Origin of the sequence: Streptomyces sp. NPDC058239 (genome assembly GCF_042882185.1) — a bacterium.
Classification (GTDB): Bacteria; Actinomycetota; Actinomycetes; order Streptomycetales; family Streptomycetaceae; genus Streptomyces.
This window is the reverse complement of sequence record NZ_JBHVWS010000047.1, coordinates 39,601-59,073: the sequence shown is the minus strand read 5'-3', so window position 1 is coordinate 59,073 and position 19,473 is coordinate 39,601. Positions and strand designations below refer to the sequence as shown.

The 19,473-nt window shown below is 67.5% G+C and carries 20 protein-coding genes and 4 pseudogenes; 8 read left to right on the top strand and 16 right to left on the bottom strand.

Features of this window, described 5'->3' with window-relative positions; all coding sequences use genetic code 11:
• Positions 1–49 precede the first annotated feature (49 nt).
• From ACFVYE_RS35720 to ACFVYE_RS35690, 7 genes and pseudogenes are all read right to left on the bottom strand, one after another.
• Positions 50–340, bottom strand: coding sequence for a hypothetical protein (locus tag ACFVYE_RS35720; RefSeq protein WP_389608227.1), 291 nt, complete (start codon positions 338–340; stop codon positions 50–52).
• A 98-nt stretch (positions 341–438) separates the two neighbouring features.
• Positions 439–582 (bottom strand): annotated as a pseudogene (locus ACFVYE_RS35715) (fic family toxin-antitoxin system, toxin component); the annotation flags it as partial.
• Positions 583–1,405: 823 nt separating this feature from the next.
• Positions 1,406–1,678, bottom strand: a complete 273-nt coding sequence (locus tag ACFVYE_RS35710) for a hypothetical protein (RefSeq protein WP_383860926.1) — start codon at positions 1,676–1,678, stop codon at positions 1,406–1,408.
• The gene (locus ACFVYE_RS35705) at positions 1,675–1,950 is read right to left on the bottom strand and encodes a hypothetical protein (protein ID WP_389608226.1); all 276 of its coding nucleotides are present in this window, start codon (positions 1,948–1,950) and stop codon (positions 1,675–1,677) included. Before ACFVYE_RS35705 ends, ACFVYE_RS35710 begins: the two co-directional genes overlap by 4 nt.
• Positions 1,951–2,432: 482 nt before the next feature.
• Positions 2,433–2,600, bottom strand: coding sequence for a hypothetical protein (locus ACFVYE_RS35700; RefSeq protein ID WP_382229063.1), 168 nt, complete (start codon positions 2,598–2,600; stop codon positions 2,433–2,435).
• Positions 2,594–2,911: a hypothetical protein gene (locus ACFVYE_RS35695; RefSeq protein WP_389608225.1), complete on the bottom strand. Its 318-nt coding sequence runs from the start codon at positions 2,909–2,911 to the stop codon at positions 2,594–2,596. The genes ACFVYE_RS35700 and ACFVYE_RS35695 overlap by 7 nt, the downstream gene beginning before the upstream one ends.
• A 253-nt stretch (positions 2,912–3,164) precedes the next feature.
• A complete protein-coding gene (locus ACFVYE_RS35690) occupies positions 3,165–4,283 on the bottom strand; it encodes an ISAs1 family transposase (RefSeq protein WP_389608224.1) in 1,119 nt (372 codons plus the stop codon).
• Positions 4,284–4,481: 198 nt separating this feature from the next.
• Between ACFVYE_RS35690 and ACFVYE_RS35685 the strand changes: the two are divergent.
• Positions 4,482–4,583: pseudogene (locus tag ACFVYE_RS35685) on the top strand (IS5/IS1182 family transposase); the annotation flags it as partial.
• 18 nt (positions 4,584–4,601) lie between these two features.
• Here the strand turns inward: ACFVYE_RS35685 and ACFVYE_RS35680 are convergent.
• Positions 4,602–5,216 carry a hypothetical protein gene (locus ACFVYE_RS35680; RefSeq protein ID WP_389608223.1) on the bottom strand — a complete coding sequence of 205 codons (615 nt, stop codon included), beginning with the start codon at positions 5,214–5,216 and terminating at the stop codon, positions 4,602–4,604.
• A gap of 821 nt (positions 5,217–6,037) precedes the next feature.
• A complete protein-coding gene (locus ACFVYE_RS35675) occupies positions 6,038–6,847 on the bottom strand; it encodes a TetR/AcrR family transcriptional regulator (protein ID WP_389608245.1) in 810 nt (269 codons plus the stop codon).
• A 16-nt stretch (positions 6,848–6,863) separates the two neighbouring features.
• On the opposite strand from ACFVYE_RS35675, the gene ACFVYE_RS35670 reads away from it, so the two are divergent.
• Positions 6,864–7,019 carry an SDR family NAD(P)-dependent oxidoreductase gene (locus tag ACFVYE_RS35670; protein ID WP_389608222.1) on the top strand — a complete coding sequence of 52 codons (156 nt, stop codon included), beginning with the start codon at positions 6,864–6,866 and terminating at the stop codon, positions 7,017–7,019.
• A gap of 18 nt (positions 7,020–7,037) precedes the next feature.
• On the opposite strand, the gene ACFVYE_RS35665 is transcribed toward ACFVYE_RS35670, so the two are convergent.
• The gene (locus ACFVYE_RS35665; protein ID WP_389608221.1) at positions 7,038–8,330 is read right to left on the bottom strand and encodes a cytochrome P450; all 1,293 of its coding nucleotides are present in this window, start codon (positions 8,328–8,330) and stop codon (positions 7,038–7,040) included.
• Positions 8,331–8,957: 627 nt separating this feature from the next.
• Between ACFVYE_RS35665 and ACFVYE_RS35660 the strand changes: the two genes are divergently transcribed.
• Positions 8,958–9,083 (top strand): hypothetical protein, encoded by a 126-nt coding sequence (locus tag ACFVYE_RS35660; protein WP_389608220.1) that lies wholly within the window; start codon positions 8,958–8,960, stop codon positions 9,081–9,083.
• Between the two features lie 130 nt (positions 9,084–9,213).
• Here ACFVYE_RS35660 and ACFVYE_RS35655 read toward each other — a convergent pair whose 3' ends face one another.
• Together ACFVYE_RS35655 and ACFVYE_RS35650 are read right to left on the bottom strand one after the other, a co-directional pair.
• Positions 9,214–9,780 carry a PP2C family protein-serine/threonine phosphatase gene (locus ACFVYE_RS35655; protein WP_389608244.1) on the bottom strand — a complete coding sequence of 189 codons (567 nt, stop codon included), beginning with the start codon at positions 9,778–9,780 and terminating at the stop codon, positions 9,214–9,216.
• Between the two features lie 313 nt (positions 9,781–10,093).
• Positions 10,094–10,486: a hypothetical protein gene (locus ACFVYE_RS35650; RefSeq protein ID WP_389608219.1), complete on the bottom strand. Its 393-nt coding sequence runs from the start codon at positions 10,484–10,486 to the stop codon at positions 10,094–10,096.
• A gap of 57 nt (positions 10,487–10,543) precedes the next feature.
• Here ACFVYE_RS35650 and ACFVYE_RS35645 point away from each other — a divergent pair, with 57 nt between their 5' ends.
• Complete coding sequence (locus ACFVYE_RS35645; protein ID WP_389608218.1) at positions 10,544–10,762, top strand: hypothetical protein; 219 nt, start codon at positions 10,544–10,546, stop codon at positions 10,760–10,762.
• Positions 10,763–11,052: 290 nt separating this feature from the next.
• Here the strand turns inward: ACFVYE_RS35645 and ACFVYE_RS35640 are convergent, their stop codons facing one another.
• Together ACFVYE_RS35640 and ACFVYE_RS35635 are read right to left on the bottom strand one after the other, a co-directional pair.
• Complete coding sequence (locus ACFVYE_RS35640; protein WP_389608217.1) at positions 11,053–11,871, bottom strand: alpha/beta fold hydrolase; 819 nt, start codon at positions 11,869–11,871, stop codon at positions 11,053–11,055.
• 555 nt (positions 11,872–12,426) lie between these two features.
• Positions 12,427–13,137 carry an IS6 family transposase gene (locus tag ACFVYE_RS35635; protein WP_389608216.1) on the bottom strand — a complete coding sequence of 237 codons (711 nt, stop codon included), beginning with the start codon at positions 13,135–13,137 and terminating at the stop codon, positions 12,427–12,429.
• 1,642 nt (positions 13,138–14,779) lie between these two features.
• On the opposite strand from ACFVYE_RS35635, the gene ACFVYE_RS35630 reads away from it, so the two are divergent.
• Positions 14,780–15,343 (top strand): dihydrofolate reductase family protein, encoded by a 564-nt coding sequence (locus ACFVYE_RS35630; protein ID WP_389608215.1) that lies wholly within the window; start codon positions 14,780–14,782, stop codon positions 15,341–15,343.
• Between the two features lie 183 nt (positions 15,344–15,526).
• On the opposite strand, the gene ACFVYE_RS35625 is transcribed toward ACFVYE_RS35630, so the two are convergent.
• Entirely contained in the window at positions 15,527–16,180 is a 654-nt protein-coding gene (locus tag ACFVYE_RS35625; protein ID WP_389608214.1) for a DnaB-like helicase C-terminal domain-containing protein, read from the bottom strand.
• A 225-nt stretch (positions 16,181–16,405) separates the two neighbouring features.
• Positions 16,406–16,873 (bottom strand): hypothetical protein, encoded by a 468-nt coding sequence (locus ACFVYE_RS35620; protein ID WP_389608213.1) that lies wholly within the window; start codon positions 16,871–16,873, stop codon positions 16,406–16,408.
• Positions 16,874–17,261: 388 nt separating this feature from the next.
• Between ACFVYE_RS35620 and ACFVYE_RS35615 the strand changes: the two are divergent.
• The 3 genes and pseudogenes from ACFVYE_RS35615 to ACFVYE_RS35605 form a co-directional block, all read left to right on the top strand.
• A pseudogene (locus ACFVYE_RS35615) lies at positions 17,262–17,432 on the top strand (ATP-binding protein); the annotation flags it as partial.
• A gap of 376 nt (positions 17,433–17,808) precedes the next feature.
• Positions 17,809–17,949 (top strand): annotated as a pseudogene (locus ACFVYE_RS35610) (hypothetical protein); the annotation flags it as partial.
• A 296-nt stretch (positions 17,950–18,245) separates the two neighbouring features.
• Positions 18,246–19,403: a transposase gene (locus ACFVYE_RS35605; RefSeq protein ID WP_389608212.1), complete on the top strand. Its 1,158-nt coding sequence runs from the start codon at positions 18,246–18,248 to the stop codon at positions 19,401–19,403.
• Positions 19,404–19,473 lie beyond the last annotated feature (70 nt).

The following is a 19,473-nucleotide window of genomic DNA, read 5'->3' as shown; positions in this document are numbered from 1 at the left end:
TCCGCAGCGGATCGGCACGCCTGCCCTTCAGACTCGCCGGTTCCCGGCATCAGTACTTGGCCGACGGGCCCTCGGTCTCCTCGTCATCGGGCGTCTGGCGTCCCTCCACCAACTGATCGATCTCCTGGGGAACCCAGTACAGCGCGTCCAGAACCAGACCCCATGCCCGGTCCCGCAGCTCCTCCGGCACCTCGTTCTCGATCTTCTCCGCAAGCCTGTCGATCTTGGAGTGGACGTCATACTCGGTGCCCGTGGTCGGTGCGGTCACCACTGCCCATACCAGTCGGCCCGCCCCGGCCGCCGCTCGGCCTATGCTCCCGAGCACCGATCCCACATCCATCTGCGCTCCCTCCCTTGACGGTTGGTGTCCTGCCACAGCGAGAACTGCCTCAGTATGCGGGGCGGGCGACCACGTCGTTTCAGGCGGTGGCCCACCCCGCTCCGCAACAGAGCGGCGATCTTCCCTGCGGTGCAGGCCGGGTCCAGGAGCAGGTCCTTGAGAGCGATGGCGACCTCGCGAGCGGATTTGACCGTGATTCCAGCGGCCTCGAGGTACATCACGACGGTGACCGCAGCCCCAGCCCCGCTCCGCAACTGGACTCCACGAGGCATGGACACCGCCCCGTACTGGGTCAACACCAACACCACAACCAGCGCATAAGAACACTCAACGAAACTGATCACCACTCGGGCAAACTGACCACAGCTGACCAACGCTCACTCCACCTGACCAAGTGCCAGCTCAGCACACAGCCCACGCCCTCATCTCCTCCGTCACCGAGCCGTCGCGACCGGGGCTTGAAGCGCTACCACCACCAGAAACCAAACTGATCAGCCCAGGCCAAACCACGACCTACTGATCAGAAAAACCGCCCCTGGACAGCCGCTCTGGTCGCCCTGGGGCTGGAATGGGCCGCGTAGCCACGGATCAGCTGACCAGCAACGGAATCAAAGGAGAGTGACTACGCCATGGCTCAGATCACCAGGACCGATTTTTACCGGCTGTTGGACAGCGCTCCCAGGCGGCGCGCCGACGCACCTGATGGGATTGGGATGCTCTACGACGGCGCAGCCATGGCGGTGAGCACCGTCGGCGGTCCGGCTGATGCAATCACTTCGGCCGGAACCCGTAGCCATCCCACGGCTGCCTGGGAACTGACGGCCCATTCGACCAGCCTCAGCACGGTCCGAACCCGGCTCCGTCTCATGGAGGGCGACCCGCTGACTGGTGTCTCACCGTTCTGGTGCGGGGATCCCGTCTGTGTCGTCTTCACCGCCGCGGAGGGGTCCATGGCCTTCCCAGTGCTCACCTGTCCATCGGCGCCCCAGCGCTGACGGCGCTGGCCGGGCCGGCGGCCGTACTGCGTCCCGTCACAGGACCCAGGACCCTGTCCCGCATGCTCCGTCAGTGGAACCAGACCATGACCGGGACACGGATCTCCTTGGCGTCCCGCATGACCATGTACTCGATGATGACCGGCTCGCCCGGGACTTCGAGGGAGTACCGGACCCCGAAGTCGTCCATCGCGTCGCCGGGCGGCCGCCTGCCCAGATCGATCGCGCCACCAACCTCGATCGCCAGGGCCCGCAGAAAGTTCACGGTTTTCCTGCGGAGATCGACGGGCATGTCGAGCACGGTCTGCGCCGGGATCTCCTCGGTCCAGACGGTCCAGCTCACTGAACTCCGTCCACGAGCAGATCGTCGACGGAGACGAGAGAACGGCCGGCCGCGGCATTGGCCCGGCTCTGGTCGGCAGCAGGGGCACGGTGGAGCATCGCAGTCTTCCACCACCGGTGCATCACAGCCGGTACCGCGCTCTCCTCGGCAGCCAGGACTTCGGCGTAGAAACGGGCGCGCTCGGAACCGGTCAACGCGTCACCGATCGCATTGATGGTGCGCGGGATACCGGTGATCCTGGGGACCGCGGGGTGCTCGGGCTGAGCCGTCACAGATCTCTCCTTCACTCTTCTCCTCAGAGTGTCCTACGCAAGCCCCCGATCGGGAAGCGGCGAGTGCCGCCACCGGCCCGCTGGACGGGTGGCGCCCACTCCTCCACGCTAGGCAGGGATCCTGGTGCCGGCCGACGCAGCTCGTGCTGTCGTGGCCGGACGTCCAGTCTTCGTCGCGCGATCGCGTGTGTGGGCGGCGAGCTCGTCGACGACGCGGCGTGGCGAGGGCGGGGTCAGCCGTCGGCTCGTCCGACGACTGAGTGCCGCCAGGTGTTGATCACTGCGGGCCACCCACAGAGACTACGTCGATCCCCGCTCCCCCATTTTTCAAGGTCCCGCCGCCGTAGTGATGCTGCGAGCCGAACCCGCAGAGACTGCTGCACGAGCGGCACCCGTGTGCCGTCCGGGTCGTGCGAATGCTGCGCTGCACCCGGAAGAAGTCCACAGCAGGCGTCTTGCACCCATCACCACCAGAAGCAGGACTACAGGTCCAGGGCCATCGTTTCGCAGTAGCCGAGGGCCGTGGCCGCCTGGGCGAGATCGCCCTCGGCTGCGGAACGGCGGGCCATATCGATCATCGTGACCATGCCTTGCAGCGGCCCACACACATCGTCGGCGGTCTGGCGCTCCTCCAGGCGGGCGCTCACCACCCTGTCGGCCTGGTCCAGAACGTCACGGAGCCGAGCGCGTCCACTGCGGTGCCGTGCCGCCTCGCGCGCGCCGCCCGGTCCGCCGGTACCAGCCGCGCGGCAGCCTGCACGGCATAGGCGTCCGGGTCGCCGAAAGCAGTCCGCGGGTGCTCTCCCGTATCCGCGCAGTGTGTCGTGACTTCCTTGACCGCCTGGAGCACCACTGCCCGGTCCACGCCCGGCCGCATGGCCAGCCGTACCTGGAAACGAGCCATCCACTTCTCGCGGTCCTTCTCCCTCGCCGCCTCCGTTGTCCGGTCCTTCTTCGCCACGTGCCCTCCCGGGTAATCGACAGCCGTCCGTCAAGGGGTCGGACGCCTGGGTATCGAAATGGGTTGCACAAGCAAGAAGCTGACGAGTCCCAGGTGACTACGTGAGCCACGCTGGCCCTACCGTCCCAGTTGTCACAGAACGTCACAGGTCACGGGTTCTGGCACAGCTTCCAGCCCCACCCTGCCCGGAAGTCCTGGTGACAGACCTCCTGCCTCAGGGCTTCGGCAAAGTGTCGTGATGTCCAGTTCGTGATCACGAGAGCCCGAGCAGGGCGAGCGATCGGCGGGCGTCGCGGGCGTTGTGCCTCAGTGCGGAGGCGATGCTCGTCTTGCCGGCCAGGCGGAGGGCCCCGATGGCGAGATTGCGCCAGGTGGCCATGGCGCGAGGCGCGGTGCCCGTCCGCAGCTGGGAAGCATCCTCGGCGAACGTCACATCCCTGACGTGGTGCAGGGCCTCGACCTTCCAGTGGCCGCGGATCAAGCTCGCGAGCTCGGCGGGTGTGGCTTGCTCGGCAGTGAGGCTGGTGACCGCGTAGACGGTCTTGATGCTGATCTTGCAGGTCTTGCGGTCCCCTCGGCGGCGCTTGAGCTGGACGGCTTGGCGTGCCCTGGGGAAGAGCAGGTTGTTCACCGTGCACGCCTTGATCCGGCGGATCTCGCCCCGGCCGTGCCTGGCATCGCGGGTGTGTCTCTGCAGCGGAATCTGCTTCCACGGAAGAGACTTGAGCTGCTTGCGGAGCTTCTTCTGATTCCCTTTCACGATCACGATGTAGTGCGCATTGCGGCTGAGCAGGTAGGCCGCGTGCTCGCGCTGGGTGTGCATCGCTTCGCTGGTCACGACCACGCCCGCCAGATCAGCGATGGTCTCCAGCAGCGGCTGGAAGCAGGTGATCTCGTTGGTCTTCTCGCCCACGTCGAGCTGGGCCAGGACCAGGCCGCGGACGTGGTCGCAGGCGGCGAGCAGGTGGATCTTCCGCCCCTTGGCCTTGGCCGCTCCGCGCAGGCTCTTGCCGTCGACCGCCACTGCGCGCAGCTGACCGTCGGCGCTGGCGCGCCTGTCGGCCAGCCAGAGGCCCACCGCCTTGTCCAACGCGTCGCCATCGATGCGGCCCAGTAGCCGCCGTACTGTCGTTTCTGCAGGAAGGCACCGCTTCGGGCACAGCGGATCGGGCCGTACGCCAAGGTGTTCCAGGACAGAGGACGGGGCGTCAGCGATCCACTCGCCGACTGCCAGCAGGGAGGTTGCTCCGGCCAGCACCGCGCACGCGGTGAGTGCGAGCACGACTGCCAAGCGGTGTCGCACGCCGCGGGGATCTCGCGGGTCGGGCACCTCGCCCAGCCGCTCCAGCAGGCCCGGGACGTCCTCGCACACGGCCGTTGGATACTGGCGGAGTTGGTCAAAGGCAGGCGGGATTGGCGATGATGCGGCGGCAGGCACGGTCCTCCACTCGGATCACGGGGCGTCGAGAACTCCGTGATCCTGGAAGCCCATGCCTGTCACATTCCCGGAGCCTGCCGAGCTGGCAGATCATCACGAACCGGATGAAAAGTGACTATGCCGAAGCCTTGCCTCTACCTCGCCGCCGCTTTCGTCACGCTCCGCATGCTCATCCGACGCTCGACGCCCCGCTGTCGTTGGGACGACCACCCCACCGCCCGACGCCTAAGGTGATCCATTCGCCGGTCGGTCTTACTCCACCACGAGGAGAATCGTCTCGGTGGGAGGGTAAGTATCCGACATCCCGTTCGGGTCGTACCAGCTGAACTCGCCCACCGCGGTCCCCCACTGGAGGTAGTAGGGCACGTCCAGCGAAACTCCGCTGCCGTTGGCGTTGCCGACCAGCTTATCGTGGTAGGCGACGCTCACGGGTGACGAGAGAGTGCACTGGATCCAGCTATATGAAGTGGTGGCGCAGGTGCCGACCTGCGCGCCGGTGTCGCTTCTGATGAAGGGGAAGGTCACGTTGTGGGGATTGATGACACTCGCACCCCCCCGAGGCGAGAACGTGAGCGTTGTGCCGGGCTGGGCGGTGCACCCGGCTGCCGTCAAGCACTCCATCCCGAACGTGGTCAAAGCTGTCCTCCCGTGGTGGACTCCGCCAGACCTCTGCGGCCAGCCCCAGTTGCCAGTGGAGGCCGAGGCGGTGGGGGCACTCGCCAGGACACCTGCGGTGGCGCAGAGGCCGACGGCAGCGAGGACAGTCCTGCGCTTGAGTGACACAAGCATGGAGATCCTTTCTGCCTGAGGATGAACCTCCTCGGCATCAGGAGATAGTGCTTTCCCGGTCTCATGACGGTTCGCCACGGCCAGGAGGCTGCAGGAATCGCCCCGATGGCCCACTCTTCCAAGACCATGGGGTTCTCGACGCCCCGTGATCCGAGTGGAAGACCGGCAAGACCACCGTCAAGACCGTCTACGCCGTCACCAGCCCGACCGCCGAACAGGCCACCCCGTCCCAGCTCACCCGACTCGTCCGTGGTTCTGAACGGTTTCTCTGGCCCCACAGGAACGCTTGGGTTCTATAGGTCGTTGCAACACCTGCCCTGAGGGATGTTGCGATGACCAAGCCGCGCCGTTCCCGTGGGGCCGACAGACTCGTTCAAAGCCACGTCCGCGACCACCGGGCGATCGAGGCCCTGCACCACGTCCGCGACACCACCGTCGCCAACGACGCCTCCCAGGTACGGACCGGCAACGCACCCCGAGCGATGGCCACCTGGCGCAACCTCGCCATCGGAGCCCTCCGAGCAGCCGGCGCGAGGAACATCGCGGCCGGCCTCCGCCGCAACGCCCGCGAACCCCGTCGCCCCTCGCACTCCTCGGCTTCGGATAATCACAAACCGGGCGTCAGGCGACAACGCCGAAGCCCTGCCCCACACCGTGGCCGAGCGCCTGACAATCACCGTCAACTGGGACTTGCGAAGAGCCCGGTGCCCGGAGACGGGCACGCCGGGTTCGGGAGGCGGCTCGGGGAAGCCCACCGGTGGAGACACCGGCAGGGCGCCCCGAGCCGACCTCACACCTATTCGGTTCGCGAAATAGACCTTCGGCCGGACCAGCCGAAACTCCGCACCCCGAAGCCGCGGACCTCTTCCTGCGGTTGCGTATCCACAGATCGAGGGAACCTACGCGAGGCGCAGTCTTCCCATGCTGCGTCCGCGGTCCGCGGGATGGTGCCGGCGGAGCGTGCGCGACTGCCGCAATCGACCACCGCTGCGCCGCAACGACCTACAGTTCATCAGCCCGCACGAGCCGGGGCGACGGACCATGCCCGACGCCCATCGTCTGGCTCGAGGGTTGGCGATCACGGTCGACGTGGGCTTGTTCAGTTCGGGATGGCGGCGTCGACCAGGGTGGTGGCTACGGTGCGGCCCGATGTCTCGGCGCTGGGGTCGCGGTCCAGCCAAGCGCTTATTCCGGCGCCGTCGTAAGGACCACCAGTTGCTGGGCGAGTGACTTCGCGTCCTTGGCGCCTGCCTGCTGAGCGAGGTCGAAGAAGAGTTCGTGCGGCCAGGTGCGGTAGTCCTGCGCGGCCTGTTCGACGACGCCGCTGGGCGGGGCGGGGCGTCGGCGCTCGCGCTGATGAACGCGCAGCCACGGAATCCCGGCTCGGTGAACGACAGCCCCTGTACCTCGAACGCGCCGACCAGGCGCTCCTTCGGGGTGTCGTAACGCGCTTCGAGCTCGTGTGCCATGCGCTCGGCGGTCGCGGCATGCCGTGCCTGGAGGCAGGCCCGGACCAGGCCGTCCTTGCTGCCGAACGCGCTGCACAGCGTTGCCTTCGCGACTCCGGCGTGCTGGATGACTCGATCAATCCCGACCGATTGGACACCCTCGGCGTAGAACAGCTCGTTGGCGGCAGCCAGCAGCCGCGCCCGCGCGGCCACGCTGCGTTCCCGTGTGAGGGCACATTCGTGGACATGCGGAAGGTGCATCCGATGGCTGTGGAGCATGAAGACAACCGGTGCTACGTCCGGCATCGGCCGGGCGGTCGCCAAGCGGCTGGCCGCCGACGGAATGTCCGTCATCGTGACCGGGCGCAACGCCCACCGCGGAGCCGGGACCGTCAGTCGAGGCGGGTGGGTTCGCCGTGGAGGCAACCTGTGATTGAAAGCGGGACCGCCCTCAGCTGCGCGAGGTGGCGCGCAGGCGCAGGCCGACAGTTGCGAGACCTTCGAAGGTGGCGAGCCGGTAGCTGGGTTCTGGTCCGGGCGGCTCGCTCAAGTGGTAGCGGCGGGCGGTCTGCGCAGTCAGGAGCGTCAGCATCGCCATGGCCAGAGCGGCTCCCTCGCAGCCATGCGGCCCGGTGCCGAAGGAGAGGAAGACCCCGGGTTTCGCCGGCGAGCCCGAATCATCGAGCCAGCGCTCGGGCTGGAACTGGTCCGGCTCGGGGTGTTCCCGTGCGTCGCGGTGGGCGGTGTAGGGGCAGACGAGAACGGTGGACCCGGCGTCGATGGTGTAGTCGGCGAGCTGAGTCTGTCGCCTGGCGCGCCGGGTCAGTAGCCAGCTCGGGGGGTGCAGTCGGAGCACCTCGCGTACCAGTGCCTGGGTGTATTGCAGGCTGTCGAGGTGGGTGCTGGTCGTCGCGGCCGGGTCTGCGGGCAGCAAGGCGGCTTCGGCCGCGACGCGGCCCGCTGCCTGGGGGTACCGGGCCAGGTGGAGCAGAATCCATCCGGCTGCCCGGGAAGGTGTCTCGAAGGTGGCGACGGTGATTCCGGGGAGAGGGTCGAGGACGGCCTCTTCCGGCAGTAGGCCATAGCGGGAGGAGGGCCGGAGCATCTGTCCCAGCACGTCGTCACCGAGCCGGCCCGATGAACGGCGTCGGCGGACGATGGGCCGCAAAGCGTCAACGAAGGCGATTTGCTGCCGTGTGCGGAACCGCCGTGCCGGTGTGGGGACCCAGGGCGGCCATACCCAGCGCGAGGGGCGTACGAGCACCTCCCGGGCCAGGAAGAGCTGTGAGGCAAAGGGCAGCAGGGTGGGAGCGTCTTCGGAGAAGAGGTAGCGCACGCCGATCTCCGCCAGGGCGTGCCGGACCGGGGGCAGAATCTCGACGTCCTGGCCCGTGGGCCACTGGTCAGCAAATTGAGCGGTCCTGGGCGCGATCTCACCGATCCGGGCTGCAACCGCCTGCGGGCGTAGTCCGCGCATGCGGGCGGCGTGAGCGTGCGCACGCTCCTCGGGCGTCGGTGCTCCGCTCGACCGCTTCAACGGCGGGAAGAGAGGCGAGGGTGGCTTGGGGAAGTCCTGCGCGCGGTGCAGGACTGCTTCACACGGCCCGGCCGTAGCGGCTACGTAGACACCCGGCTCCAGCTGCCAGACGTCCCCGCACTCCTCGGCGCCACGGCGCGCCAGCCCTAGCCGGTCGCGGCTCCAGGCCGCGAAGCTGCCTTCGGGCAACCGCGGCGGCTCATTCATTCGGCCCATGAGATCGCCCCTGACTCTCGTACCTGGCCAGGCCGAAATCGTCGGCAGCGTGACTAGGAGCCGGCGGGCGCCCGGGGGCTCCCGTCGGCAGTGCGGTCAGACCCGGTCGTCGCGGCCTTACGCACCCCAGTCGTGTTCCCCGTACGCACCGTAGTGGCGGGTGAAGGACAGCTTGCCGAGCAGCTTGGCGATCATGATGCACTCCTCTCGTCTGGTTCGAGCCCTCCCAGCCGAGGGTTCAGCAAAGAAGTTCTCGCCAGGACCAACGACCATGCATCCCATTTTTCCACGCATGCCATATGTGTCATATTCAGAGCATCAGTCGCACGCGTGGATATGAGGCGCGTGCTTGCGGGCTGGGCCTGCAGCCGGCCATCGTCGCCCCGGTGCTGGAGGTCAGTGCCGCCCCGGCCGCGAGGTGTGGCGACGCCGGTCACTTCAAGACCGGGGGCACCAACGCCCCGCACGGCGGCCGACCCCCTGTCATCACCGACGACATGCTGCACACCGTGCTCCGCCGCCGCTCCGGCGGCGAGTCCGTCGAGCAGATCCGGCCCGACCTGATCATCCCCACTTGCAAGCGCAAGGGGAAGAGTCCCGGCGTCGCCGGCATCTGCCGTGCCCTCGCCGAACACGAGCAAAGCCCAGGCCCACCCCGAAGCGATCGAGACAGCGCACAACGACTTCGTCGCCCTTCGCCGGCACCCCCACCAGGACGCCGCCCTGGCCCGCTTCCGCACCTGACCCGGGCAAGTCGGCAGCGCAGGCAAGCCCAAGGGAGCCTTGGGAAAGCCCGCGCTGTCGCCGGCGTCCGGGAGTCTGGACGGATGAACGTGGATGAGCAGTTGCTGCGCGGCCGGGTCTACGGCCACGACTACGACGACCCCGACCCGGGCCCCGGGGTGCGCTGGATGCAGACCATGGCGGCATCGTCGCCCAGGTGCCCGCCCACATGGGCCAGAAGGTCGGCGCGCAGGTGGTGGATCAGGGCCCGGGGGCTGTCGGGTGCCTGGGAGGCTGCACGTTCGGCCAGCGGGTAGAAGACTCTGCCGGAGTCCCGGGCTTCTATCACGCCGCCGGTGTAGAGCAGCAGCAGGTCTGCGGGCTCCAGGGCGAAGGTGTCCACCTGGTACTGGGGTGTGGTCAGCTCGCCCAGGCCCAGTGGCAGCGCGGGGCGGGTGGCGTCGAGTGCGATGACCTGTCCGTCGCGTAGGAGCAAGGGGGGCGGGTGACCGCAGCTGATCATCTCCACCCTCTCACCTGCGTCGGGGATGTCGATGATTGCGGCGGTGATGAAGCACTCCCCTTCCTGCTCCGACTCGGTGGGTTCGACCATGCTCCAGCACACGCTGTTCTCCAGGTAGGCCATGAGGTCGGGCAAGGAGGACTGCCGGTGTGCAGCCGCCCGGAATGCACCCAGCAGCAGCGCGGCATCTCCGATCGCGGTCAGGCCCTTGCCCCTCGCGCCCCCGATGATCAGCCTGGTTCCGGCCGAGGTGCGGGTGGCCGCGTACAGATCGCCGCCGATCTGTGCCTGTTCCTCCGCCGCGGTGTAGTACGGCTCTCAGCTGCTATGCCCGAGCGGGAGCCAGATGCGGGCGGCGTGCGCGTCCCGGCCCCGAGCGACGAGCGCCGCCAACGGAACGCCGGGCGGCGTCCACTACTTCGTACGAAACGCTCGGTCCGGCAGCTTCAATGGGCTGTTGATCCAGTCAACAATGATGGGCGGGGGCAGCCGAGGTCTGGCTCGCCCCTCAGGAGGTCCGGCTCAAGCGTCCGGCAGCCGTGCGGGCAGCATCGAGGGCTTCGGCCAGGGCGGCTCGGGTGTCCAGGTTGCGTGTGGAGCCTGCGTCGAGCGAGTGCGCATGGTTGTTTCCAGAAATACGGCTCAGTGCATCCAGGGCGCTGTCGTCGGAAGCCAAGCGGTGGAGTGCCTCAGCTTCAGCGAGTGCGGCGTCCACTGCACGCACCCGGCGCGCGCAGGCCTCCAGCGCTTCCACCCGTGCCACGAGGCTGCGTTGAGCGACGTCCAGCGGCTCCCGGCGGCGCTGGAGAGCGCCGTGGCCCTCCGGACTGGATACGTCGTGTGCCACGCTTGACAGGAGGTCCAGCGGCTTCTGGAGGGCGGCCAGGTCGGAGGCGATCATCCATACCCCGTTGGAAAGTTCCGTCGCGTCCCGGGTCAGATCGAGGAGCTCGCGCGCGTGCGCCTGGCGGGGCCGGAGGCGATGGTCGAGCCGACCCGGGAAATGGAGATCGCCCTCCACCACATCCCTGGGGACCTTGGTGCCTTTCCTGATTACGAGGACTTCGAGGGGGTCTGCGAGTACCGGAACCGAGTCACGGTGGCAGTAAGGCAGTTCGTCGAGGCCGCGCGCACCGTGCTCAACGATGACGACCTCGACGTCCCTTCGCCCGCGTAGTGATGCTCAGCTGTGGTGTCCCACGCGCGCAAGGTGCGCAGGCCGGGGGTGGCGGGGCACTTTCTCGGTCAGCCGCTCGCGTGCCGCCCAGGGACGGCGTGTGCGCGCTTCGGCGACGACCGTGACGGTTGGGGGGCTCACCTGCGGGCGGCCCGCCGCCGGGTCATCCGCCCCTTCGCCGAGTGGTCCGTGCTCCGTGAGGCACGTCGGGAGGCCGCGCAAGGCCGATACAGCGCCAACTCGGCTTCCGCCAACCGCAACGACGTCCGACCGCGCAGTGACCGCTCCTGTCAGCCTCCGTTTCCGGTGCTGACTGTACCCACGGCATGGCTCAGCACGAAGTCGCGCGCCAGGCGTGCGGCCTGCTCACGGGCCTCGAAGGTGATGCCGTGCCGAGTACGCGGCAGGATCACCAGACGTGCGCCAGGGATCTCCGATGCCATGAGTTCGGCGACCTGAGCCCGGACGATGGGGTCCTCCGCGCCATGCAGCACGAGAGTAGGAGCCGTGATTTCATGCAGCCGGGCAGTGCAGTTGTGGTTCTGAATCGCTGTCATGCGGCGTGCGTCGGCGTCTACGGGACGCCCCCGCAGGGCGCGCTTGGTGTCGGCGACGAGCTGCGGGTCGTTCGCCTGCCCCTCGGGTGTGAGGAGCAGGTCCAGCACGAACTGCGCCCGCGCGTCCGGCCCCATGGCGGCGATGCGGTCACCAAGGCTCTCGGTCATGGTCCAGCTCGGGGTGGCGCCTGACAGTATGAGAGACGCGACCCGCTGGGGGTAGTGGATCGCCAGCTGCATGGCGATCGCTCCGCCGTACGACACTCCCATAACATGCGCGCGCTCAAATCCCAGCGCGGCAAGGAAGTCGGCGCAGTCAGCAGCTTGCCGAACGATGTCGTACGGCTCGGGCCCGTTGAGTGTGTCGCCGGTGTCACGCTGGTCGAAGCCGATGGCCAGGATTCCAGCGCCTAACAGGGGGCGGAAGGCATCAAACTGCCCCCTATGGCTCTCCCCGCCATGCAACAGAACCAGCGGTTCACCCTGGCCGGACTCAACGTAGGCAATATCGATGTCGCCGACTTTGACGTGCTGAAACCCCTCAGAACTCACGCGCTCACCTCCACAGGCGTGCATCCATCGCCTCGGCGAAGACGGGATCGGCACAGGACGGCGGACTCGCTGCCACCGAGCGGTGGGAACGCTCGATCATCTGGTCACTCACTCTCCGATCGCCTCAAAGCTGAGTACAGCATGGGAACCGGGTATCGCCCAGTCGCTGGTTCACCTCTGCCCCGACCACTACTCCACAAACAAAGGCACCCTCAAGTGATCAACGCACCACCCCCGGTGATCACGTGGTCGTGGAGGCACAGGTGCGTGACTACGGGTTCTCGCCGGCTCAACAGGATGAGATCTGGCGACGCTGGCGCGAGGGGCAGTCGTTCAGCTTGATGGGGCGGGCGCTTGGTGCGCCGATGCACCATGTCCGCCCGGTTTCTGTACCAGAGCGGCGGGGTTCGCCTCACTCCGCAGCAGCGGTCAGAGCTCCATCTGACCAGCAGCGAGCGCGAGGAGATATCCCGAGGGCTTTGTCAGGTTGAGCGAGTGCTCGAGGGTGTGAGCCGGTTCGACGCGTTTCGGCTTCGGTGGTGACAGCGGCTCAGGCTACGGCGGGCAGGCTGGCGACGTGCCGGTGATCTGGTCCCAGATCACGAAGCGGTTGATCATCTCGGCGCGGTAGTTCGGGGCGGTGAGGAGGTGACGGCGGGGTCGGAAGTGGGGTGAGATGCCGCTGAACGCGGCCAGGAACCGTTGTGCGGCACCCACCGATCGGAAGCCTTTCATCGCGCGCTCGCGTTGCCTCGTCGGCTGGCGGGAGTTCTCGGCCCGGTTGTTCAGGCCCTTGTGCGAGCGGTGCTCGACCGACGGCATCTCGTGGCGGTGGGCGGCGCCGTAGGAGCGGAGCTTGTCGGTGACGATCACCCGGGGCACCGACCGGGTCTTCTTCATCAGCTTCCGGAAGAAACGCCTGGCCGCGGCCTCGTCCCGCCGGTTCTGCAGCAGGATGTCGAGCACGTTCCCGTGCTGGCCCACGGCCCGCCACAGGTACCGCTGCACGCCGTTGATTTTGACGAACACCTCGTCCAAGTGCCACTTGTCACCAGGCCCCGGACGGCGCCGACGTAGAGCAGCGGCATAAGCCGGGCCGAACCGGCGCGTCCACTGGTGGACTGTCTCGTGGCTGACCTCGATGCCGCGCTCGAGCATCAGCTCCTCGATGTCGCGCAGGCTCAGGTTGAAGCGGTGGTACAGCCACACGCAGTGGGAGATGACCTCCGGAGGGAAGCGGAAACCCCGGTACGACGGCGTCACCACGGACAGCCCCTCCAGCGATTCGACCAGACGGTGATCACGCCGCCTGAGAAGGCCACCAATCAACCTGACAACGCCACCTGACGGGCCGTGAGCCGCTGTACGACGACCTGCAGGCCGAACACGAACCGCCCCGGGCCCGGACCCGCGGTGGCTGACGTGCGCTCAGATCGGCGTACAGACGGCCGTCAACACCACCCCCGACGACTGACCGGGGCGGCGTGCGCGTTCGGGGGCGATATCAAGTTGGACGGCGCCGGGCAGGTAGGGGCCGGAGAGCCGCCCGGTTCAACGGTTGTGGTGTGAGATACGCGACTCTTCCGGGCGGAACCGGCACCGTGTTCCCAATGCACCGTCAGGTGACTTTGCAGGCAGGGGCCTTGCCGCCCCGTGACGGTGACTCATTTGATCTTGTTGTTCTACTCAGAGTGGCACTGCGTGTCGCGTGTGGGGTGCTTCGGCAGCGATTGGAGGGAGCGGCACCCCGGTCCGAGCGCGGGCACTCTGTCGCCTACCCCTGGGGTCCAAGCCCCCTCGTTGGCCTCCGCGGAGTTCGCGAAGGTCGCGGACCCAGAGAGGGGCAGCCCCATGACTCACAAGCCTGACGGGTACTGCTGCTGCAGCACGAAGGCGGATCGCCACTACAGGTGGATCCGCTGGCTCGGTCCGATCGGCTCGCTCATCAAACACGGATGAGACTTGCTGGGCTGACAACGCGAAGGCCCCGACCTAAAGGCCGGGGCCACGCTGCAGACGGTGCAGAGAAGGCCTCGCCCCAAGCGTCGCGAGCGGTGGGTGGGGCCTTCGCCTTGCCGTTGCTTATTACTGTCGCGTACACAAGCTAAACGTCGCTATGTGACGTGCGCCACATCTCCCGTAGTGCGACGTTGCCCATCTTGCCTGCCATGACTCAAGAACGCGACCAGCGCCCACATGTTGATCTGCGCAGTTTTCCGGCGAGAACGTGCAAGGTGGCAGCTCACCCCCCTAATTCATGACTCAACAAGTGGCGGATATCACACTCAAGAGTGAGGGTTGGCACACCCGAGTGAGTGTCAAATAGGCCGCCTTTGTCGCGACTTCACATGCGGCGAACACGCACGGACAGCGGCAGCCTCCGTGAGCGGAGGTACTTTACCGCCCCCTACTGACAATCCACGGTGAGCGCCCTTCTCTGACGAAGTCGGTCACGAGCAGTCGATGTCGGTGAACTCCACCGTTCTCCTGGTTCGTTGCTGGTGGGGGTGTACGGCGGGTTGACCGCTACCGGACGATCGTCCGTGCTGGCCGCTGGGCGCCGATCTCCACCCCGGACGACCGGGATGGACTCCGGAGTGGCAGATCGTCAGCGAGAGAACCCCTCAGGGGCTTCATGGGCTACTGGTCGCGGCGAGGCCGGATCGGTCATGTAGGGTCTCGCCGCCGATGACATGTCGATCTTCTGTGACCTGCTGGTTCTCTGTTGTCTCACCGCGATGCCACCCAAGATCAATCTCAGATCGCTGCCATTTCCTCGGCGGAACGATGAGTCTGCGGCTGAGCCACCGAGCACGAGGACTACATGTGGGCTCAGATCGCGCACCGATGAGTTTCCCGCGCCGCGCCGGTCTGTACGCGTGAGACCGTCTCACGGAAGGCTGGCGCCATGCGGAAACTGATCTACGGCATGAACCTGACCCTGGACGGCTACATCGCCGCGCCCGGCGACGACATCGGCTGGAGCGTGCCGAGCGACGAGCTGTTCCAGTTTTGGTCCGACCAGTTGCAGGCGACCGACCTGTCGCTGTACGGGCGCAAACTGTGGCAGACAATGAGCTCCTACTGGCCGACCGGCGACCAGCAGCCAAACGCCACCCCGGCGGAGATCGAGTTCGCCCGCCGCTGGCGGGACATGTCGAAGGTGGTGTTCTCCTCGACGATCGACAAGGTCGACTGGAACACCCGCCTGGTCACCAGCGACGCGGTCGCCGAGATCACCCGGCTCAAGGCCGAGGACGGCGGCCCGATGGACATCGGCGGCGCGACGCTCGCCGGGGCGGCCATGCGGGCCGGGCTGATTGACGAGTACGTGCTGGCCACCGCGCCGGTCCTGGTGGGCGGCGGCACGCCGTTCTTCACCGCGCTGGACAACTGGGTGAACCTGAACCTGGTGGAGACGCGGACGCTTCCCTGCGGGGTGATCCTGACCAGGTACGAGACGAGGCGCTGAGCGCCCGTCCGGGAGTCACGGGCCATATGCTCCGCGGGTGACACCCCCTGGGTGACCCGGACTACCGCCCGAGCCACCCAAACGAGTGAAGCCCCTGAACTGCAAGTCTCATGGCAGTGGCATTTCTGCCATCCATCTGCCAACTGCCGTGAGATTCTGCCAAGGCTTTTGAGACCCTACAGGTCAGTCGTTCTCCGGGGTCATGTCGCGCAGGCGCGAGCAGTGGAACTGGTGGGCGACGGTGATCGTGCAGGTAGGCCCGTTGCGGTTCTTGCTGAGGATGAGGTCGCTCTCGCCGGCCCGAGGGCTCTCGGGGTCGTAGGCGTCTTCGCGGTGCAGCAGGATGATGCCGCTCGCGTCCTGCTCCAGTTGCCCGGAGTCGCGCAGGTCGGATGTCTGCGGGCGCTTGCCTTCCCGGTGCTCGGAGCCGCGGTTGAGCTGTGCGCAGCAGATGATGACCGCGCCGGTCTCCTCGGCGATGATTTTCAGTTCGCGGCTGACCTCACTGACGCGCTCGTACGGGCTTTGCCGGGAGTTGCGCTGGTCGGTGTACATGAGCTGGACGTAGTCGGTGATCACCAGCAGGGCCTGGCCGGTCTGGCGGATCAGAGCCTTGATGCGGGTGCGGACGAGTCCCGGAGTGACACGGGGGGGGTAGTCCATCCACAGCAGCAGGGCTGTGAGGTCGGGCAGGCGGCGGGCGATGCGGATCCAGTCGTCGTCGGTGAGGACGATGTCGGCCTGGGCGGCTGCCCGAACTTCGGGCGGATCCTCGGCGAGCTTGGTCATGTTCGGCTTCGGGCGCAGCATCGCGATCACGGTCTCGTTGACGGCCATGGGGTGGGAGGCGCCGGAGGAGCCGGCGCCGCGTGCGGTGGAGCCCCATCTCCGTCACCGGACGCCCCAACTCGCAGGAGGCGGCCTCCAAGCCCTTGGCGGTCAGGTTCCGCAGCCTCTCCCCCGTCTCGGTGGAACCGCCGTTCTCAGCGAGAGCGTGCTTGCGCATGACCGGATGGTGTCCCGCCATGGGTGCAGCCGATCTTGCAACCGAAGGGCTGCGGATCACGACGACCCAGGCTGGGGCTCCTCGCCGTCGTAGGCCGCCAGCGCAGCCTGGCGGCATTCCAGCAGGTCGCCAAGGGCCTCGTGGGACACGTGCTCCTGGGTCAGTGCCACCATGGCCCTGGCCTCGACCGAGGCCCATGCGTGCCGGGCGCGTTTGTTGGCGCGGCGCCTGGCGTCGCTGCGCAGGAAGCCCGCTCCCGCCGCGAACCCGGCAGAGGCCAGAGCGGCGAGGGCGGCGGGAACGCGCACGTCCGCCGAGGCCATTCCTGCCGCTCCCGCCGCTCCCGCGAGCAGGGCCGCGGGTAAACCGAGGGCGATGTCCGCCTTGGCCCAGAACTCGGCCCGACGGTGGGCGATTTTCCTCTGGCGCGTCGCCTCGTCTCTCAGCCGCTCGATCTCGGCACGCAGGCGGTGCGCGAACTCGTCCGGGCTCAGGCGCGTGGTTCCGTCAGCGGAAGTGACCATAAAGGCATTCCAACACGCCTGCACCAGAAGGTACTTGGCGAGCCCAGACAGCCTTCGGGCGCGGCAGACGTGAGCTTCCCACAATGGTGTGCCCGGACGGCCCTGCTCGCACAGCGGGCACCCAGACAGCCCGCAGTACCCGGACCAGGCTTCCGATGAGACGGTTCCCGGAACAGACGACGACAGCCTCGCCGATCACATGACCTGGCGCAGCGTGACGCCGCCCTTGTAGCCCTCCACGATCTGGCGGGCGCGATCCACGACGGCGGGCCACCGAATCTGTTCACGTGCCATACGGGTGCATGTACCCGTTGCTGTGGCACTGGGTGCGGGGCCACGTCGTGCGTCGTCGTATCCGGGCCGGCACGGTGCCTGGGCGGCGGGCCGGTCCTGCAGGACCTTAAGCGAATGGGGACAGGTGTTCGGCGGCGAGGTCTTGGCCATGGCCATCCTCGACCGCCTCCTCCACCACTGCGGAGTCATTCCTGTCAACGGCCCAAGCTACCGCCTCAAGAACCGACTTACCGCGATCGAACGAGAGCGAGACGACGCAGCATGAGCTTGGTTCAAGCGGTCCTTGTCAGACCCCGCGTTTAGAGTTGGGCGAGATGGGGCCGGTTCCGAGGCCGTCAGCACTGGAGAACGGCAGCCTCCCTGGTCTGCGCGGGGGTGGTTTCGGCCCAACCGGCGTCCAGGCATGTTGAGGGCCACAAGCGCAGCCTGCCGGCCCGGCCCCATCTCAGCCGACCGCCTGTACTGTCCTTCGCGTCAAGACTGGTGCACATAACTCTGTACTCCGCGGAGCGCTTGCGGGGCTCCGGCAAGATTTTCGTAGCCGGAGATCATCTCGGTGTGAGGGTCGGCCGGTCCGCGTAGCGGGCAGCCTGTGGCTGTGCTCTGTTGAACTGGCAAGTCTGTTACCACAGTTGGCCGATGTGCTGGTGGTCTCGGCCGACGTCTCCGATGCTGTCGTGGCGGTCCGCGCCCGCACGAGATCCGGTGCTCCCGCGGGATGTACGGGCTGCGGCCAGCTCAGCGCGTGGTGTCACAGCCGTTATGTTCGGCGCCTCGCCGACGTCACTCTCGGAGGCCGGCCTCTGCGCATCGAGTTGTCCGTACGGCGCCTGTACTGCGAGAGCCCGACTTGCCCGAAGGTGACCTTTGCCGAGCAAGTGCCGGGGCTGACCGTGCGCTACCAGCGGCGCACACCCCAGTTGCAGGGCCGGGTGGAGGCTGTCGGCGTGGTGCTGGCCGGCCGCGGCGGTGCCCGGATGCTGCGGATCCTGAACGTCACGCTCTCACAGTGCACGGTCCTGTCCCAGCTGATGCGGGTGCCGCTTCCACTACTGGATACACCCCGAGTGCTGGGGGGGTGGACGACTTCGCGCTCTACAGCGGCACCTACGGCACCCTCCTGGTCGACGCCACCACCCGGCTCCCGCTCACCCTCCGGGAGGGACGCGACGCGGAACAGCTCAGCCGCTGGCTCCGTGAGCACCCGGGGGTCGAGGTCGCCTGCCGCGACGGCTCCCTCACCTACCGGCAGGGCATCACCGCTGGCGCACCCGACGCCGTGCAGGTCAGCGACCGCTTCCACCTCTGGCAGGCCCTCTCCCGCCGCGTTCAGGACATTGCCTCCGCCCACCGCGGCTGCCTGGCCGCAGCCCTGCCACCGGACAGGGAGACCGGTCCCGCACCGGTCGAGGAGGCCACCGGGAACACCGCGGCGGACACCCGGGCCGGGCGGCATGCCCGAAGGCTGTTCGAGGCCGTGCACGCCTTGGCCCGCAGCGGCCGGAGCCACAGTTCCGTGGCCCGGGAGCTCGGCCTGGACCGCCGCACCGTACGCAAGTACGCCCGAGCCCGTACCTGGCAGGAAGTGATGCGCCGCCCGCCCCACAAGCCCTCCACCCTGGACCCCTACCTCGACCACCTGCAACAACGCTGGGACGAGGGACAGCACAGCGCGAAGATCCTGCACGAGGAACTCCAGGGCAAGGGTTACCTCGGCCACTACCAGCGGGTGAAAATGGCCGTCGCACCCCTCCGACGGGGCCTGCCACTGGATGAGCCACGCGAGCGGCCGCCCTCCCCACGCGAAGCCGCCCGCTGGATCACCACCCACCCGCACCGCCGCAACCGCCACATCAACGACCGCCTGCCCCGGCTCCTCGATCACTGCCCCGAGCTCAGGCACACCCACGACCTGGTCCGCCGATTCGCCACCATGCTCGACAACCGCGACGCCACACCCATGCCAGGCTGGCTGAACGACCTCGCAAACAACGGACTGGCCCCTCTCGCCGGCCTCGCCCGAGCCCTGCGCGAAGACCGCCATGCTGTCGCCCAGGGCATCACCACCCTTTACAACTCCGGAGTCAACGAAGGACGCATCACCGACATCAAGCTGCAAAAACGCCTGATGGCCGGACGCGCCGGCATCCCACTACTCCGCCAACGCGTCGTCCTGATCGCCCAGCTCCGCCGCCGCTACGCGGACCGGCCGACCAGGAAGGTGGGCCCGTTTTGACCATTCACCCCGGGATAGCTCCCACCCAATGTTCCGCACGTGCAAAAAACGCGCACTGGCAACAGGGCGT